The organism is Thermodesulfovibrionia bacterium, from assembly GCA_030646035.1.
In the GTDB taxonomy this organism is placed as follows: Bacteria; Nitrospirota; Thermodesulfovibrionia; order UBA6902; family UBA6902; genus JACQZG01.
This window is the reverse complement of the sequence record JAUSMY010000036.1, coordinates 98,494-113,011: the sequence shown is the minus strand read 5'-3', so window position 1 is coordinate 113,011 and position 14,518 is coordinate 98,494. Positions and strand designations below refer to the sequence as shown.

19 protein-coding genes are annotated in these 14,518 nt (G+C 45.6%); 8 read left to right on the top strand and 11 right to left on the bottom strand.

The window, feature by feature from the left end:
• Window positions 1–119: 119 nt before the first annotated feature.
• The 5 genes from Q7U10_05950 to Q7U10_05930 form a co-directional block, all read right to left on the bottom strand.
• Window positions 120–638, bottom strand: a complete 519-nt coding sequence (locus Q7U10_05950) for a UpxY family transcription antiterminator (GenBank protein MDO8282155.1) — start codon at window positions 636–638, stop codon at window positions 120–122.
• 37 nt (window positions 639–675) lie between these two features.
• Complete coding sequence (locus Q7U10_05945) at window positions 676–1,266, bottom strand: winged helix-turn-helix domain-containing protein (GenBank protein MDO8282154.1); 591 nt, start codon at window positions 1,264–1,266, stop codon at window positions 676–678.
• Window positions 1,267–1,364: 98 nt separating this feature from the next.
• The gene (wbaP, locus tag Q7U10_05940) at window positions 1,365–2,786 is read right to left on the bottom strand and encodes an undecaprenyl-phosphate galactose phosphotransferase WbaP (GenBank protein ID MDO8282153.1); all 1,422 of its coding nucleotides are present in this window, start codon (window positions 2,784–2,786) and stop codon (window positions 1,365–1,367) included.
• A 99-nt stretch (window positions 2,787–2,885) separates the two neighbouring features.
• On the bottom strand, window positions 2,886–3,752 hold the full coding sequence (gene speB, locus Q7U10_05935; GenBank protein ID MDO8282152.1) for an agmatinase: 867 nt from the start codon (window positions 3,750–3,752) through the stop codon (window positions 2,886–2,888).
• The gene (locus Q7U10_05930; protein ID MDO8282151.1) at window positions 3,753–4,298 is read right to left on the bottom strand and encodes an arginine decarboxylase, pyruvoyl-dependent; all 546 of its coding nucleotides are present in this window, start codon (window positions 4,296–4,298) and stop codon (window positions 3,753–3,755) included. It lies immediately after the preceding gene.
• Between the two features lie 125 nt (window positions 4,299–4,423).
• Here Q7U10_05930 and hisH point away from each other — a divergent pair, with 125 nt between their 5' ends.
• Entirely contained in the window at window positions 4,424–5,077 is a 654-nt protein-coding gene (gene hisH, locus Q7U10_05925) for an imidazole glycerol phosphate synthase subunit HisH (protein MDO8282150.1), read from the top strand.
• Here the strand turns inward: hisH and folK are convergent.
• Complete coding sequence (gene folK / locus Q7U10_05920) at window positions 5,040–5,504, bottom strand: 2-amino-4-hydroxy-6-hydroxymethyldihydropteridine diphosphokinase (GenBank protein ID MDO8282149.1); 465 nt, start codon at window positions 5,502–5,504, stop codon at window positions 5,040–5,042. The genes hisH and folK overlap by 38 nt on opposite strands.
• Window positions 5,505–5,509: 5 nt before the next feature.
• Entirely contained in the window at window positions 5,510–6,685 is a 1,176-nt protein-coding gene (locus Q7U10_05915; protein ID MDO8282148.1) for an LL-diaminopimelate aminotransferase, read from the bottom strand.
• Window positions 6,686–6,908: 223 nt separating this feature from the next.
• Between Q7U10_05915 and Q7U10_05910 the strand changes: the two genes are divergently transcribed.
• On the top strand, window positions 6,909–7,346 hold the full coding sequence (locus Q7U10_05910) for a hypothetical protein (protein ID MDO8282147.1): 438 nt from the start codon (window positions 6,909–6,911) through the stop codon (window positions 7,344–7,346).
• Window positions 7,347–7,433: 87 nt separating this feature from the next.
• On the opposite strand, the gene Q7U10_05905 is transcribed toward Q7U10_05910, so the two are convergent.
• The gene (locus tag Q7U10_05905) at window positions 7,434–7,625 is read right to left on the bottom strand and encodes a hypothetical protein (GenBank protein MDO8282146.1); all 192 of its coding nucleotides are present in this window, start codon (window positions 7,623–7,625) and stop codon (window positions 7,434–7,436) included.
• A gap of 36 nt (window positions 7,626–7,661) precedes the next feature.
• Between Q7U10_05905 and Q7U10_05900 the strand changes: the two genes are divergently transcribed.
• Both Q7U10_05900 and Q7U10_05895 read left to right on the top strand, forming a co-directional pair.
• On the top strand, window positions 7,662–8,003 hold the full coding sequence (locus tag Q7U10_05900; GenBank protein MDO8282145.1) for a type II toxin-antitoxin system RelE/ParE family toxin: 342 nt from the start codon (window positions 7,662–7,664) through the stop codon (window positions 8,001–8,003).
• A complete protein-coding gene (locus Q7U10_05895) occupies window positions 7,981–8,328 on the top strand; it encodes a helix-turn-helix transcriptional regulator (GenBank protein ID MDO8282144.1) in 348 nt (115 codons plus the stop codon). The genes Q7U10_05900 and Q7U10_05895 overlap by 23 nt, the downstream gene beginning before the upstream one ends.
• A gap of 8 nt (window positions 8,329–8,336) precedes the next feature.
• On the opposite strand, the gene Q7U10_05890 is transcribed toward Q7U10_05895, so the two are convergent.
• Together Q7U10_05890 and Q7U10_05885 are read right to left on the bottom strand one after the other, a co-directional pair.
• Entirely contained in the window at window positions 8,337–9,296 is a 960-nt protein-coding gene (locus tag Q7U10_05890) for a sulfite exporter TauE/SafE family protein (GenBank protein MDO8282143.1), read from the bottom strand.
• 15 nt (window positions 9,297–9,311) lie between these two features.
• Window positions 9,312–9,728 (bottom strand): peptide chain release factor-like protein, encoded by a 417-nt coding sequence (locus Q7U10_05885; protein MDO8282142.1) that lies wholly within the window; start codon window positions 9,726–9,728, stop codon window positions 9,312–9,314.
• A gap of 145 nt (window positions 9,729–9,873) precedes the next feature.
• Between Q7U10_05885 and Q7U10_05880 the strand changes: the two genes are divergently transcribed.
• Genes Q7U10_05880 through Q7U10_05865 form a run of 4 tightly spaced genes read left to right on the top strand, consistent with a single transcriptional unit; the run spans window position 9,874 to window position 13,302 of the window.
• Window positions 9,874–10,179, top strand: coding sequence for a hypothetical protein (locus tag Q7U10_05880; protein ID MDO8282141.1), 306 nt, complete (start codon window positions 9,874–9,876; stop codon window positions 10,177–10,179).
• A gap of 18 nt (window positions 10,180–10,197) precedes the next feature.
• Window positions 10,198–11,238: a 4Fe-4S dicluster domain-containing protein gene (locus Q7U10_05875; protein ID MDO8282140.1), complete on the top strand. Its 1,041-nt coding sequence runs from the start codon at window positions 10,198–10,200 to the stop codon at window positions 11,236–11,238.
• A 10-nt stretch (window positions 11,239–11,248) separates the two neighbouring features.
• Entirely contained in the window at window positions 11,249–12,487 is a 1,239-nt protein-coding gene (nrfD, locus tag Q7U10_05870) for an NrfD/PsrC family molybdoenzyme membrane anchor subunit (protein MDO8282139.1), read from the top strand.
• Window positions 12,484–13,302, top strand: coding sequence for a cytochrome c3 family protein (locus tag Q7U10_05865; protein ID MDO8282138.1), 819 nt, complete (start codon window positions 12,484–12,486; stop codon window positions 13,300–13,302). Before nrfD ends, Q7U10_05865 begins: the two co-directional genes overlap by 4 nt.
• A 104-nt stretch (window positions 13,303–13,406) precedes the next feature.
• On the opposite strand, the gene Q7U10_05860 is transcribed toward Q7U10_05865, so the two are convergent.
• Window positions 13,407–14,426, bottom strand: a complete 1,020-nt coding sequence (locus Q7U10_05860; GenBank protein MDO8282137.1) for a redoxin domain-containing protein — start codon at window positions 14,424–14,426, stop codon at window positions 13,407–13,409.
• Window positions 14,427–14,518: the final 92 nt, after the last annotated feature.

The following is a 14,518-nucleotide window of genomic DNA, read 5'->3' as shown; positions in this document are numbered from 1 at the left end:
TTATTTAAACCAAAGTCATTTGATTTTTTACACTGCTCCGCCCTTTCAGTTACATTTACGTAACCTAAGGGTGATAGAATCCTGAGTTTAGAGTTGCTGAAAAACCTCTTAGCTCTTTTTTATATTCTCTCTACATCAGAGGCGTTTATACTTAGCGCAACGCCCTGAGTGAGTATATCAACGGAAAGAACGAGCATATGCCTGCCCGCCTTCTGTACAAGCATCCCTTCAACACCGCGCATCGGCCCGTGCATTATCCTGACCCTCTGCCCTTCCTTAAGATACGGGTATGGGTCAAGCGGTTCATTGCTCTCCACAGCCTTTATGAGTGATATTATCTGTTCATCAGGCACAGGCACAGGCTCTCCCGGAGCGCCGCTTAAGAGATTGACCGCGCCGTTTATCTTCAGCACATTAAGTATGTCATTCGCCCTCTTAGGTATATGAACAAAGAGGTATCCGGGAAAGAGAGGGAAAGATACCAGCTTCTTTCTGTCCTTCCATCTCCTGAGCTTCTCAACGGTCGGAAGGAACGCCTCAACCCCTTTCATTGTAAGCCTCTCCAGCACCTGAAATTCATGCCTTGACCTTACATTCACCGCAAACCACTGCGGCTCTATTGCATCTACATTTTCCATTTATGCTCCATAAAAGTTATTGGCATAAGCAACAGGGTTAAAGCGTATAGACCTTTGCCATATCAGCTCCGAGCCCTTTTATCTTTTCCATTGCTTCTTCACTCTTTAAAGATGTGACAAGTATAACGTCATATTCCAGATTCTTAAAATCCTCAAACGAATAAACATCATGCCCGAAAAAAGCCTTCTCAGCTCTTTTGCTGTCAACCACGCCGACAAGATTCAGAGGCAGTCCGCGCAGAGATATATACGCCAGCTCTGCAACCTCGCCATCTCCCCAGATGAGAATATTCTTCACCCCGTCTGTGATCATCTGTTGGTAAGTTTCATCGATCTTCTTGCGCGCTGATTTGAAATAGTTGACCGACTGGTGCATATAATCATAGGTGAGGCCGACCCGGAGTTTAAGTCCAGCAGGCGTAAGGACATACTTGACCCTGTTCATAGGGCCTTTTGTGATCTTTATATGCCCCTTCTTCACGAGCCTCTTAACATATGCGTTAACAAGGCCGAGCGCTATATTAAGCCTGCTTGAGAGGGTGCGCTGGGTGACGACAGATTCCTGGCTTATCTCATCGAGGATCCTGAGGGTTATCTCATTGTCTTTGCTGTTATCAAGACTGTTCACACTATGAACATACTAAGTTTGGGGAGATTTGTCAAGGGTAAGGGCTTTATTTTTATGAATAATCGCTAAAGTCCGTTCATGGGATGAACTCTCTACATCTACCACGCCCCTTCGCGTCTAAAGACCACCCTCAACGTCTTGAAGAGGATAACTATATCAAGCCAGAGGTTCCAATTCCTTACATACCATGAATCAAGGGCGATCCTGTAATCATAGCTCGTCCCGCTCCTGCCGCTGACCTGCCAGAGCCCGGTAACTCCCGGCGGCACGCCGAAGCAGAGCTCTGCCTTGTCCTTGTAATAGTCATCTATCTCTGTCTTTGTCACCGGCCTCGGGCCTACAAGGCTCATGTCGCCTTTAAGAACATTGAATATCTGCGGGAGCTCATCAAGGGATGTCCTTCTCAGGAAGTCCCCGATCCGCGTCACCCTCGGGTCGTTCTTGAGTTTGAAGTTCTCCTCCCATTCTGTCCTTGCCTGCGAGTCGGATGCAAGCATCTTCTCAAGCCTCGCCTCTGCGTCATGATGCATAGTCCTGAACTTGTAGCACCTGAATGCCCTGTCATGCTTGCCTATCCTCTCCTGTGAATATATCGCCCGGCCGCTTGATGTCAGCCTGATGATAACAGAGAGTATGAGCATCGGAATGGCAAGAATAAGAAAGGCTATAAGGCTGACAATGATATCAAAGCTCTTTTTGATAAATATGTTTGTCGGCCTGGCAAGGTTATTCTTTACCTCAAGGCCGATGACCTGCTCCTGAAAGAAGTTCTGCAGCTCGGTCCCCAGAACAGCGACACCGAAAAGGTCTGGGATGAGCAGGATGTGCTGCACCTTATGCTGAAGGTTATTGATTATCCTGATAAGCTTCTCCCTGTGGCAGCTTGGCATTGCTATAACGATATCGTGGATGTCATGACTGTCAATATACTTTTCAACCTCATTTACGCTTCCGAATACTTCAAGCCCATCGACCCTGCTCCCGATCTTTTGGGGTTCATCGTCCATAAACCCGACAACCTCATAGCCGAGATTTTTGTCCCTTAGTAAGGCTTTAAGGATCAGCTTTCCTGTTTCACCCGCGCCTATGATAAGCGCCCTGCTCTTAAGCAACCCGCTATTTATCAGGATCTTCTTGGCATTGAGCCTGATAAGCGGGAGAAGAGGCAGCGAGATAAGTCCCATAACGACTATTACAGTTCTTGATACCGCCTCGCCGACCTTGCCTAAAAAGAGGATGCTGAATACGGCTATCGTCGCAAAGAAGACCGCCTTCCAGAGTATCTTGATCTCATCCCAGAACGGATACCGCTTTGTATAGAGGCCTTCATACGCAAAGAATGTCAGCCAGATCGGAAATACCCACCAGAAGAAGGTGAAGTTGTTTATCGGAAAATCCGGGAATTTAAAAAAGAAGGGCAGCAGTTCCCTTCTTAATATTATCGCTCCCTGCAGTGTGATGAATATGGAAAAGATATCAATGACAAAAAGAAGAAAAGTTCCTGCCCTCTTACGTTTCATTCGTATCTATCTCCATATGAAAATATTAAGCACTTGCGCAACATTAAAGATATTGTATTGATTGCCTGAGAATAGGTCAATTATCAGAACGCCTGAGGGTTATCTTTTTTTAAGAAATTTGAAGCTTAATAACTTATAGATAAGCTTGGCAGCGAGAAAGTCAGGGGCCTTATCAACTGATGAAGGGCAGAGTTCCATAATATCAAAGCCGACTATGTTCTTCTTTATTGAAACACGCTGGAGCAGTTCCAGCACCTCATACCATCCAAGTCCGCCCGGTTCAGGAGTTCCTGTTGAAGGCATGATGGACGGGTCAAAGACATCAAGGTCGATTGTGATATATACATTAGCGCTCAGCTTTTTTATGGCCTGTTCCATCCAGTTTTTGTTCTTTTGTATGTAAGATGCATAGAACATGTTCTGGGTATTAATATTGCCGAGTTCAGATGAGTCCATACTCCTTATACCGACTGAGACGATAGTATCTGAAACCTCTTTAGCCCTTGCCATGACACAGGCATGGTTGTATTTGCTCCCCTCGTAAGAGTCCCGCATATCAGAGTGTGCGTCAAGATGGAGGATGCTCATATCCTTGGAAGATTCAGCATGGGCTTTTATGGAACCGAATGATACGGAATGTTCGCCGCCGAGCACAACTGCGAATTTTCCGTCAGATATATATTTGGCGGTTCTGTTGTAAACGCTATTCACCATGCCGGCAGGAGTGGAGGAGATTATCGCTTTGGAAGTGTGTATGCCTTTTTTATATACCTCTGAGCCTGTCTCAATATCATAAAGCTCCATATTCTTTGAGGCTTCTATGATGGCCTTAGGCCCTTTGTCAGCGCCTTTCCCCCAAGTGCTGGTCTTGTCAAAAGGAACAGGAACGATAACTATAGCGGAGTCTTTATAGCTTGAATGGTTTTGCGGAAGGCCGCAGAAATTGTTCGGGGTCTTTTGCTTCAATTAATCGATCAACATGACTGCAGCCGCAACAACAGTCGTCCACTGTCCGGATTTTTCGCCCTCTGCAGACTGACAGACGTTCATGGATTTAAAGATATACTTGCTCGCCTTATATACCTGTTTTCTGGAGTCCCATGCCTCATCAGGGTCAAATGATATACCGAGTGTAGTGGCTAACATAGATGCAGCCAGGTCCTCTGCATAGTCACCTGCCTTTTTTGCTGTCTCACCAAAAGAATGGTGCTCGGAAAGATACCCATAATTCTTTCTATCCTTGGGCACGGCAAGCCCGATCGCGGATGAGACAAGCCTGTTAGGCTCATTTGTTGAGTTTCTCGCCATTACACAGAAGGTAATCTGTCCGGGCTTTATCAGGTCCAGGCCTTTGCGTCTGGGTATTATTGTGCATTCCGGAGGAAAGATACTTGAGACATACACAAGGTTGCACTTCTCGATCCCGGCCTTTCTCAAAGCCATCTCAAAAGATGCCAGACTGTCCTTGTGAACCCCTACGCCTTTAGTGAAGAATATCTTTTTAGGTATCATGTCAGTTATAAATATACACCTTTTTCAAAAAATAATATATACGGTAACCCAACTGATTTATTTTTTCAAGTGATGGCTTAAACGCCTCAATTGAATTTACTTACTCAATCCCATAATATAAAAACATGATAGCGATCATTGATTACGGAATGGGGAATCTCAGGAGCGTTGAAAAGGGATTTCAAAAGGCAGGCGTTGAGGTCATGGTAACGAACAGGCCTGAGGATGTGAAAAATGCCGACGGCGTAGTGCTTCCCGGTGTGGGCGCGTTTAAGGACTGCATGGGCGAGCTGAAAAACCTCAATTTGAATGATACGGTCGTTGAATCAATAAAAAGCGGCAAGCCGTTTCTCGGCATATGCCTCGGCCTTCAGGTGCTCTTCAGCGAATCAGAGGAGTTTGGAAAGTGCATGGGACTTGATATCTTTAAAGGAAAGGTCCCAAGATTTAATTTCGGAGATCAAAAACTCTTAACTCTTAACTCTCAACTCTCAACTTTAAAGGTCCCTCACATGGGATGGAATGAAGTGAAGATCAAAAAAGAAAATCCGCTGTTAAAGGGCATCCCGGATAAAAGTTTCTTCTACTTTGTGCATTCTTATTACGTTGCGCCTGAAGACAGTTCCATAATCGCTACTACTACAGACTACGGAATTGAGTTCACATCTTCAATATGGAAGGATAATGTCTATGCCGTGCAGTTCCACCCGGAAAAGAGCCAGGCCCTCGGCCTGCGCCTGCTCAGGAACTTCGGGGATATTGTGAAAGCAGCTCGCTGATACTCTTCTTCAAAACCGGGTGAATCTTCTCTGGCGCGATCTCTGAAAGAGGCTTTAAAACAAATTCCCTCTCTGCGATATGCGGATGCGGTATCTCCAGTTCAGGAGTTTTTAAAACAAGGGCATCATAGAGCAATATATCGAGATCAATGATCCGCGGGCCCCAGCGTTCAGCAGGCTCACGCCCTATTTCAGACTCGATCTCTTTGAGAAGTTTCAAAAGTTCTTGAGGAGATAAAGCGGTCTCAGCCTCGACCGCCATATTGATGAACTTCGGCTGGCCTTCCAATCCCCACGGCTCGGTCTCTATCATGGATGAAAGCTTTGTAACTTTGATGCCGTTGTCTCTGAGAAGAGAGACTGCCTTCATGCAGTTCTCTTCCCTGTTGCCGAGGTTTGAGCCGATGCCGATGTAAGCTTTAGGCATGTTATTTAAAGCGCCTTCTTTATCCTCTCTACAGCCTCTTTCATCCTCTTCTCATCTACGGTAAGCGCGAATCTTATATATCCTTCGCCCGGCGCGCCGAAACCGTTGCCCGGAGTTGCGAGAACACCTGCCTTATCCAGGAGGAGCGCTGCGAATTTTGAAGAAGTGTATCCTGCCGGGACCTTTGCCCAGAGATAGAAAGTGGCTTCAGGCTTTATAGCCTTAATGCCGATCTCCTTTAATCCTTTATACAGCACATCCCTTCTGCCCTGATATGTCTTCCTTATCCTGTCAAGAACAGGCTCTTCCGTCTCGAGCGCAGCTATCCCCGCCTCCTGTATCGCTTGAAAAATTCCTGAGTCCAGATTTGACTTTATCTTGCCAAGCCCTGCTATAACATCTTTATTGCCTGCTGCAAAACCTATCCTCCATCCTGTCATGTTGCATGTCTTTGAGAGAGAGTGAAATTCAATACCAACATCCTTGGCTCCGGGTATCTGAAGAAAGCTCAAAGGCTTCTTCCCGTCGTAGTAGATCTCTGAGTACGCAGCATCATGACAGACGATGATATTGTGCTTTGCTGCAAAGGCGATCACTTCTTTATAAAAACCTCTACCGGCACATGCGGACGTCGGGTTGTTCGGATAATTGATAAAGATGAGCTTCGCCTTCTTCAGGACATCTTTTGGAATCGCCTTCAGGTCAGGGAGATATTTGTTCTTCTCGATGATCGGCATGATGTGGCTCTTCCCGCCCGCAAATAGAGTTGCAACAGGATAAACCGGATATCCGGGCGAAGGCACAAGCACAACGTCTCCGGGATTTACGAATGCAAGAGGTATATGCCCGATACCCTCTTTTGAACCTATGAGAGAGACCACCTCTGTCTTTGGGTCGAGCGTGACCTTGAACCTTCTCTTGTACCAGTCAGCAACAGCCTGCCTGAACGAGAGCATACCTGCATATGACGGATATCTGTGGTGCTCAGGATTCTCAACAGCCTTCTTCATCCTCTGAACAATATGCCTTGGCGTAGGAATGTCAGGGTCGCCTATGCTCAGATCTATAAGGTCAACGCCTTTTTTGAGCGCCTCCTGCTTCATATCATCTATGGCTGCAAAGAGATACGGCGGCAGTTTTTTTACCCTGTTGGCAAGTTCTGCAGAAACCTTTTTACTCACTTCGATCCTCCCGGGGAATTTGATAGTTATAAAAGTCGTTTATTATAAGGAGATTGAATATGATATTGCAAAAAAGATTCTTTTACCCTCTTAATTAATAGCCTTTTTTCTTCAAGCTAAGCCACTATATTTTGTTGTTGTATTTTCTTATTCATATAACTATGATATTCGTATTCCAGCAAATACGGACGGCGGTATACTAATTCTTGTGTGAGAAAACAAAATGAACGAATTAATAATTTCAATAATAACAGCATTAGGTTTTGGAGGTATTATCGGAGCGTACTTTCAATCAATGTTTCAACATCAAAGTCAAATAAAAGAAAAAGAACATGAATTGAAAAGCCGTAGATATAAAACCATTTTAATTCTTATGCTTACAAAATTAGACCCAGAAACTGGCATGCAACACATAGCTGAATTCAGAGATGATTTAAAAAGTATTAGCGACGTTGAAAAAGAAATTGAAACAGAATTGTTAAACTCTGTTTTATTTGCTAACGATGAAGTTATTAAAAATCTAGCCCAATTTAGCCAGAACCCATGTAAAAACACATACATAAAAACAGTAGTTGCAATGCGAAAGGAACTATGGAGCAAAAATACAAAAATAAAAGAAGAGTGGTTAGAAAATATTACTATTGGAAATAAAAACACATAACATAGCGCTTCAGAGGGGTTTTAACAGCGGCGAAAAACCGCCACCATTAAAAACGGGAGTCTCTCACAAACTGTGTGAGTCCGATTTTCACTGTATCCTGTCCTCAAAGCTGAGAATAGGCCTAGAACCAGCCTCTGATTGGCACACGGTCCATTTTCTTTCGAGTTCCAACGCTGCCATATATAGAGACTTCAAAATAGCATCATCAGTAGGAAACAGCCTTCTTGCTCCGGTATCTTCCCCATTAGGTTGAAACTTCCAAAGATGAGCTTCCGGCATTTTGCTTCAATATAGCAAATCCGCTATAATAATATCGTGAACTGGACACTCACCTATTACAGTGAATCAGTGCAACAGGAAATCCTCGCCATGCCGGCAGGCTTTCTTGCCCGCTATCTCCGATATTCCGACAGGATGGAGATATTTGGTCCAGACTTGGGTATGCCGCATACACGCGCATTAGGCGAGGGCCTATTTGAATTGCGGCTAAAAGCAGCAGAAGGAATTTCACGTGTCTTCTACTGCACAATGGTCGGCAAAAAGATCATGGTGCTTCACCAGTTCATCAAAAAAACAGACAAGACACCGGCCAGAGAGATTGCAACAGCTCGACGGCGTATGAAGGAGGTAAAAAATGCTGACACACAAAGAACTTAAGTCTCGCGCGCTTGCTCGTACGGATGTTAAGGCCGAATATGATCGGCTCAATGAGGAGTTTGCCCTCTTCGACGAGTTTTTGAAGGCACGCACCGCAGCCGGTATCACTCAGACGGAGGCCGCCAAACGTATCGGGACAACGCAGTCTGCTGTGGCACGCCTGGAATCCGGAAAAGGGAAGCACTCGCCATCATTGGCCACATTACAGAAATATGCTCATGCCCTCGGTTATCGACTTGAGTTGAGATTGATCAATGAGACCATAAAGGCAAGTGGCCTAACAAAGCGCTCAGCCGGACGCGCGAAAAAACTGCGAGCCGGGTAGTTTCATCGTTAACTGAAGTATTGAACAATATATTTCAATGCCAGGAAGATGATTATCGTAGCGAGCATCAATTTGATAAATTTCTGCGGCATGAACTTCTGAAAACGAGCGCCTAAATACATTCCTGCAAATCCACCGATGCCGAAAAGTATCCCGAGCATCCAGTCCGGCGATGTGGAAAGGCCTGCTTTTGCAGGCATGATGCTGTAGAGAGCGACGCCTGCAATTGATGTTAAAAATGTTCCCATAAGCGCGGCCCCTGCCACCGTATAAACTGGCAGATGGAAGACAGCCACGCAGAATGGCGCAATGATCGCGCCTCCTCCGATGCCGTATGTCCCGCCTATGATACCGACAATAAACGCAAGCAGAAACATTGCAGGCGTGCTGTATGAAAACCTCTCGCCCCAGAACTCATATTCCACACGTGAAAGAGTGAATGAGATCGTCTTTACGACAGCCTCTTTTGGAAGACCTGATGCAACTTTGGCATTCTGCTCTTTCTTTATCTCTGCAGCCCTCTGTTTGAACTTCTCATCAAGGGCCTTGATCTTGTCTTTACCAGCAGATGCCCTGCCGGTCATTTCATAAAAGAGCCTGCTTCCAAGATACAGAAGCACGCAGCCCACAAAGAGCTTGAAGGCGCGCGGGTCGGGCAGATACTGCACTCTAAGGTAATAACCTATGAAGACGCCGGGCAATGTCCCGACAATGACCACCCATGTCAAAGGCCATGCCATGCGGCCTTCTTTTATATAGCGGTAGACGCCGCTTGGGATCGCTACGATGTTAAATACAAAGTTGGTCGCGCTTACAGAAGGGCTTGTGTAGTTAAGAACGCTCATCTGAAACGGCAGGAGCAGGAACGCGCCTGAAACCCCGCCCATGGATGTAAAAAAAGAGACCACAAAAGCCACCAGCGGCGGCAGAAATATATAGGTCTCAACGCCTGATACTGGAAAAAAGATCTTAAATAAATCCAATCAGTCCTCTCTCCGCTCCGAAACTGAACCGCGCTCTTTCTTCTTCTGCGATAGCATATGCTTATCATCAAGCATCTTCTCTTTCGCGCGTTTGGAACGTTTGCGCTTCTGACGCCTTATTTTTTCAGCGCGCTGTTCCTCTTCGCACTCATCCTTTTTAATAAGACGCTCGATCTTTTTAAATAACAGTTCGCGGGCGCGGTATCTGTTCAGCCCCTGTGTCCGTTCCTTCTGGCATTTGACCTCAATGCCTGTGGGAATGTGCTTGAGATAGACGCAGGTGGAAACCTTGTTTACGTTCTGCCCGCCCTTGCCCCCGGAGCGGATAAACTTCTCCTGAATATCCTTTTCAAAGATGGCAAGGCTTTTGAGCTTCTCTCTGAGAGCCTTCTCTTTTTCAGTGGTGACTGAAAGCATTGATCTCCAACTATTAGAAATATAATAATTATAGCACCAAAATGCCGGTTATCGCGCCATAATCTGATCAGCCCTGTTATGATTGACAAGATAAGGTGATTCCATTAAAATACTATACTTTTTTTGAGGGAGGGGAGATTTTATTATGATTAAGGATAAACAGGAAATCAAGGATGATAAGGCCGCTAAAGAAGGGAAGGTAGATGTCTCAAAGCGGACATTTATTAAGGCCGCCGCATTAGGGGTTGTAGCAGCAGGTGCAGTTTTTTCAACGATCTTGATATCAAAGTCCTCTGATAGTGCTCTCAGAAAGAGGGTAAATACAACTTACATGAATGATGACCTTCAGCAGGACAAGGTTATGTCTCAGAAACAACTTGTACTTATGACAGACGAAGAGAAAAAGCAGATGCTCAATGAAATACTGCATGATTATCACGTTACTGCTTAATACTTTAAGGAGGCATTGATGTCAGAAGAAAGAATAGATATAAAAAAAGAAAGGGATGATGGGGACAATACCCGTCGTGATTTCTTAAAGAACATGGGTATTGCGGCCGTGGCGGGTGCAGCAGCGCTTAGCGCAGTTCCTGCTGATGCAGAGGCTAAAGTTGAGTTGGCAGAACATTTACAGGGGCACTTCGAGCTTATGACCGATGGGCAGAAAAAGGAGTGTATCGAGCGCCTGGAAAAGAGGTATACCGAGGAGTTCGGAAAGAAAACGACAGTCTCCAATGCGCCTCCTGTTAAGGGCGTTCTTTTCGGTTACGCTCTCAGTATCTCAAAGTGCATAGGCTGCAGGCGGTGCGTTAAGGCTTGCGTACAAGAGAACAATCAGTCACGTCATGACCCTGAGATTGAATGGATACGCGTGCTGAAGATGGAGAAAGGAAATCTCGCCTTCTCTGCCGATAAATTGGACAAGGGTTATCCGGAAACCAGCGCGCTTGGGAATCATGGCGTGCAGGTCGGCGGGAATGCTTACAATGCTGTCGGTGTCTCCGGCGAAACAGAGCATTATTACGAGCCTGATAAGGTGCCTGAAAAGGATGCCTTCTATTTCCCTGTTCAATGCCAGCAGTGCGAAAAACCTGCCTGCGTCAAGGCGTGTCCTACCCAGGCAACATACAGGGACCCAAACGGCATAGTTGTAATTGATTACAATTGGTGCATAGGCTGCCGGATGTGCCTGCTGGCATGTCCTTATTGGGCAAGGCGCTTTAACTGGGCCCAGCCAAATCTTCCTGCGGAGGATATGAATCCAAAGACCCACTACTTAGGCAACAGGCCGCGTATGAATGGCGTTATGGAAAAATGCACATTTTGCCTGCAGAGGGTAAGAGATGGGAGATACCCGGCCTGTGTTGAGGCCTGCCCTGTTGGGGCAAGAAAATTCGGCAACCTCCTTGATCCTGAAAGCGAAGTCAGAAAGATTTTGGCCACGAAGCAGGTCTTGAGGTTCAAGGAAGAATATAACACTTATCCCAAATTCTTTTATTATATAGACTGAGGAAATAACTATGAAAATAATGATATCTTTTGCAAAAGATTTTGTTTCATATGCCCTAAAAGGGGGGGGGAAGTATTATGCCTGGCTCCTTTTCCTGTCTTTCTTTATTTTGGTCGGGGCTTATACGTCATTCAGGCAGTTTTCCGAAGGCCTTATCACAATCGGCGCCACTGACCAGGTATCGTGGGAGCTGTATATATCAAACTTCATCTTCACGGCGCACATTGCAGCGGCAGCAGTACTGGTGGTAATACCCGCCTATATTTATAAGCGGAAGGACATGAAGGACCTTGCTGTGCTCGGCGAGATAATAGCCCTTAGCTTCGTCACCATCGGCATCATTTTTGTCACATATCACGTTGGCAGGCCAGACAGAATGTGGCACATGTTCCCCGGCATCGGTATCTTCAACTTACCCAACTCAATGCTCGCTTTCGACGTGGTCGTGCTTAATGTCTATCTTATAGTTAACGCTATAGCTGTCTTTTATCTGCTCTTCAAAAAGTATATCGGCCAGCCTATGAATAAAAAATTCTATACGCCGCTTATCTATCTGGCAGTCGGGTGGGGGCCGCTCATACACATCTGCACAGCTTTTGTTCTCAGCAGTAATCCGAGGGTGCACTCTTGGGCCAGCGCGGTTCTGCCATTTGCGTTTCTGTCAATGGCCGGCGCTTCAGGCCCTGCGCTGATCATAATAATATTTCTGTTGATCAGGAAATATACCAAGCTTCAGATTGACGATGCTGTCATTGACCTCTTCTCGCAAATTATCGCGTGGAGCTTAGGCATACTTTTACTGGTACTCAGCGCCGAGTACTTTACAGAGCTTTATTCGAGTACCGAGCATGCTGCCTCTTTAAAACTTAATATGTTCGGCCATCATGGGCTTAACACTTACGTGCCATGGTTCTGGATAACAATGGTATTAATAATCGGTTCCTTTGTCATGCTCCTTATCCCTAAAATAAGGAAAAGCTACAACAGTTTCCTTCCCGCGGTCTGTGCTGTTGTTTTCCTGACGGTATTGCTGGAAAAACCGGTTATCCTTGTATTCCCTGCTTTCAGCCCTACTCCTCTCGGAGAATATGCGATATACTACCCTACGCTTATTGAGTACTTCAATATGCTGTTTGTCTGGGCTCTTGGATTTCTTGGGTTAACGCTTCTGATGAAAGGCGCCATAGGCATATTGACCGGCGAGGTGAGACATTCTGATGCGGCAGCAGTAAAGGGAGGTGTGAAATGAATTTCCGGAATAATTTCACAAAAATAGGCTTTTTTACACTGTCCTGCCTGCTCATTGGCGGTTCGATTATATATCAGACCGCATATTCCCAGGATGCGGAACAGGCAAAAAAAGAGAGTGCGGCGCCTGTAACAAAATGTTTTGAAAGCATGGAGGGCTACACATCTGTCAGCAGGATTGAAAATGCTGTTCCCCAGTATGGGTATCCAAATGTTAAATGCTCGCAGACAACAAGCGGTGTTTTATGGTACGGCGATCCATATGACGGCACAAAGCCCATGGGAGATATGCCTAAGCTGAAGGACGATACCCGTGGCGATTATGACTCTGAAGAAGCGGTTGTAAAACCAAGAGAGTCCAAGCTTAACTATTTTGAATGCACTGGGTGCCATGACGGCGACACAGTCCCGGTCCCGAAGGATAAAAAAGCGAGAGCAATCGATGCGCATGATGATATAGTTGAGAATCCCCTCGAGATGATGCACGGTAGAGGGGCAATCTGGTGCCTCGACTGCCACAGCGCGACAAATCGTAACAAGCTCGTTGATCATCAGGGAAATGAGATAAGTATGGATCAGCCCCAAAAACTCTGCGGCAGTTGTCACGGCGAAGTCTATGCTGACTGGAGAATGGGCATACACGGCAAAAGAACAGGCTCATGGGTTAAGGGCGGCAAGAAGAGATGGTGGGTATGCACCGAATGTCATAACCCGCATACTGTAGAGGTAAATAGATTCGACCCGTTAAAGCCTGAACAGGCACCTGAACTGCCAAGGGGAATGAAAAAAACTGAACATAACACCGAAGAGCACTAAGATTTATCCTGAATAAAACCAGAAGGCGTCCTCCCGATACATCGGGAGGGCGCCTTTTTTATTGTACTGTTTCGTAATACCCGTAGCCTGCCGTAAAGCAGACGCTACTTACAACCAACAACCATTCTCGGAAGCACATTCCCCTTATTCGCCTCTTCAAACGCCTTTCTATACATCGCTATGGCCTTCTCTTTTTCATCCTTGAGTTCATAGGCCTTGCCAAGTTCATAAAAAGTCCTTTGCGGATTCGGGTTCTGCTGAGTGGTATCTGAAAGGATCTTTATAGCGTTGTCAATATCTCCCTTCAGGATGAGCGCCTCGCCGAGGCCTGTCTTTGCGTCATGTGACAAAGGGTCGATTTCAAGCGCCTTATTGAATTCCTGCACAGCGCTGTCTGCGTCATTTGTCCGGATATAAAGAAAACCAAGAAGTATGATTGATTTTAAGAAATCCGGGTGGGACTCCAACGACTTTTTTGCGGTCGTGACCGCCAGTTCAATAAGTTCTGCTTCTGCGAAATTAAGGGCAAGGTTGTAATTTCTTTCAGCTGCAACTTCAGACTCATCTGTGACCTTTTCAATGGGATTAAGCATCCCGCTCAATCCGTCTTCCTTGATCTCGCCGAGCATATACTTGATGTATCCTTCAGATGAAAATTTATAAGAGAGCGAGTGCCCCGGAATGTTATATGCAACCTTGCCGTCCTTGTTGATTATCAGAGTTGATGGATAGACCCTGACCTCATATCTCCCGAATATCTTCATCTCCTTATCGATCAGCACCGGAAAAGTAATTTCATTATCCGTAAGTATTTTGCGGGCATCTGTATAATCCTCAGATTCAGGGATTATGCTCAGGATCTGTACGCCTTTTTCCTTGTAGCCATTTAAAAGGTACTGGCAGTCTTTAAGAGCCAGAAAGGAACGTTTCTGCTCAGGGTTCCAGTAAACAAGCACCACTATCTTTCCACGGTATTCATTCAGCGAAAGAAACTCTCCGTTCAGGGACTTTAATATAAAATCAGGGGCCTCTTCTCCTACAGCTATATTGATAGCGTAGGCTGATGTGTTTAATAAGAAAAACGACAGCAGTAGAGTTAGGATAACCGACTTAGCTGTTTTCATAATCTTATTATACTCCCTTTTTTATCAAACAACGAAAAAACGCAAAAAGGGCACATCCCATTTTTTCGGGATGCGCCCTTTTTAATAAATCT

Coding starts and splice junctions, on each gene's coding strand:
- Q7U10_05930 (MDO8282151.1), bottom strand. CDS start 4,298: ATGATACCTAAAAAGATATTCTTCACTAAAGGCGTAGGGGTTCACAAG.
- wbaP (MDO8282153.1), bottom strand. CDS start 2,786: ATGAAACGTAAGAGGGCAGGAACTTTTCTTCTTTTTGTCATTGATATC.
- Q7U10_05905 (MDO8282146.1), bottom strand. CDS start 7,625: ATGCCGGAAGCTCATCTTTGGAAGTTTCAACCTAATGGGGAAGATACC.
- folK (MDO8282149.1), bottom strand. CDS start 5,504: ATGCCTAAAGCTTACATCGGCATCGGCTCAAACCTCGGCAACAGGGAA.
- Q7U10_05910 (MDO8282147.1), top strand. CDS start 6,909: ATGAACGAATTAATAATTTCAATAATAACAGCATTAGGTTTTGGAGGT.
- Q7U10_05860 (MDO8282137.1), bottom strand. CDS start 14,426: ATGAAAACAGCTAAGTCGGTTATCCTAACTCTACTGCTGTCGTTTTTC.
- Q7U10_05865 (MDO8282138.1), top strand. CDS start 12,484: ATGAATTTCCGGAATAATTTCACAAAAATAGGCTTTTTTACACTGTCC.
- nrfD (MDO8282139.1), top strand. CDS start 11,249: ATGAAAATAATGATATCTTTTGCAAAAGATTTTGTTTCATATGCCCTA.
- Q7U10_05880 (MDO8282141.1), top strand. CDS start 9,874: ATGATTAAGGATAAACAGGAAATCAAGGATGATAAGGCCGCTAAAGAA.
- Q7U10_05875 (MDO8282140.1), top strand. CDS start 10,198: ATGTCAGAAGAAAGAATAGATATAAAAAAAGAAAGGGATGATGGGGAC.
- Q7U10_05950 (MDO8282155.1), bottom strand. CDS start 638: ATGGAAAATGTAGATGCAATAGAGCCGCAGTGGTTTGCGGTGAATGTA.
- Q7U10_05885 (MDO8282142.1), bottom strand. CDS start 9,728: ATGCTTTCAGTCACCACTGAAAAAGAGAAGGCTCTCAGAGAGAAGCTC.
- Q7U10_05895 (MDO8282144.1), top strand. CDS start 7,981: ATGCTGACACACAAAGAACTTAAGTCTCGCGCGCTTGCTCGTACGGAT.
- hisH (MDO8282150.1), top strand. CDS start 4,424: ATGATAGCGATCATTGATTACGGAATGGGGAATCTCAGGAGCGTTGAA.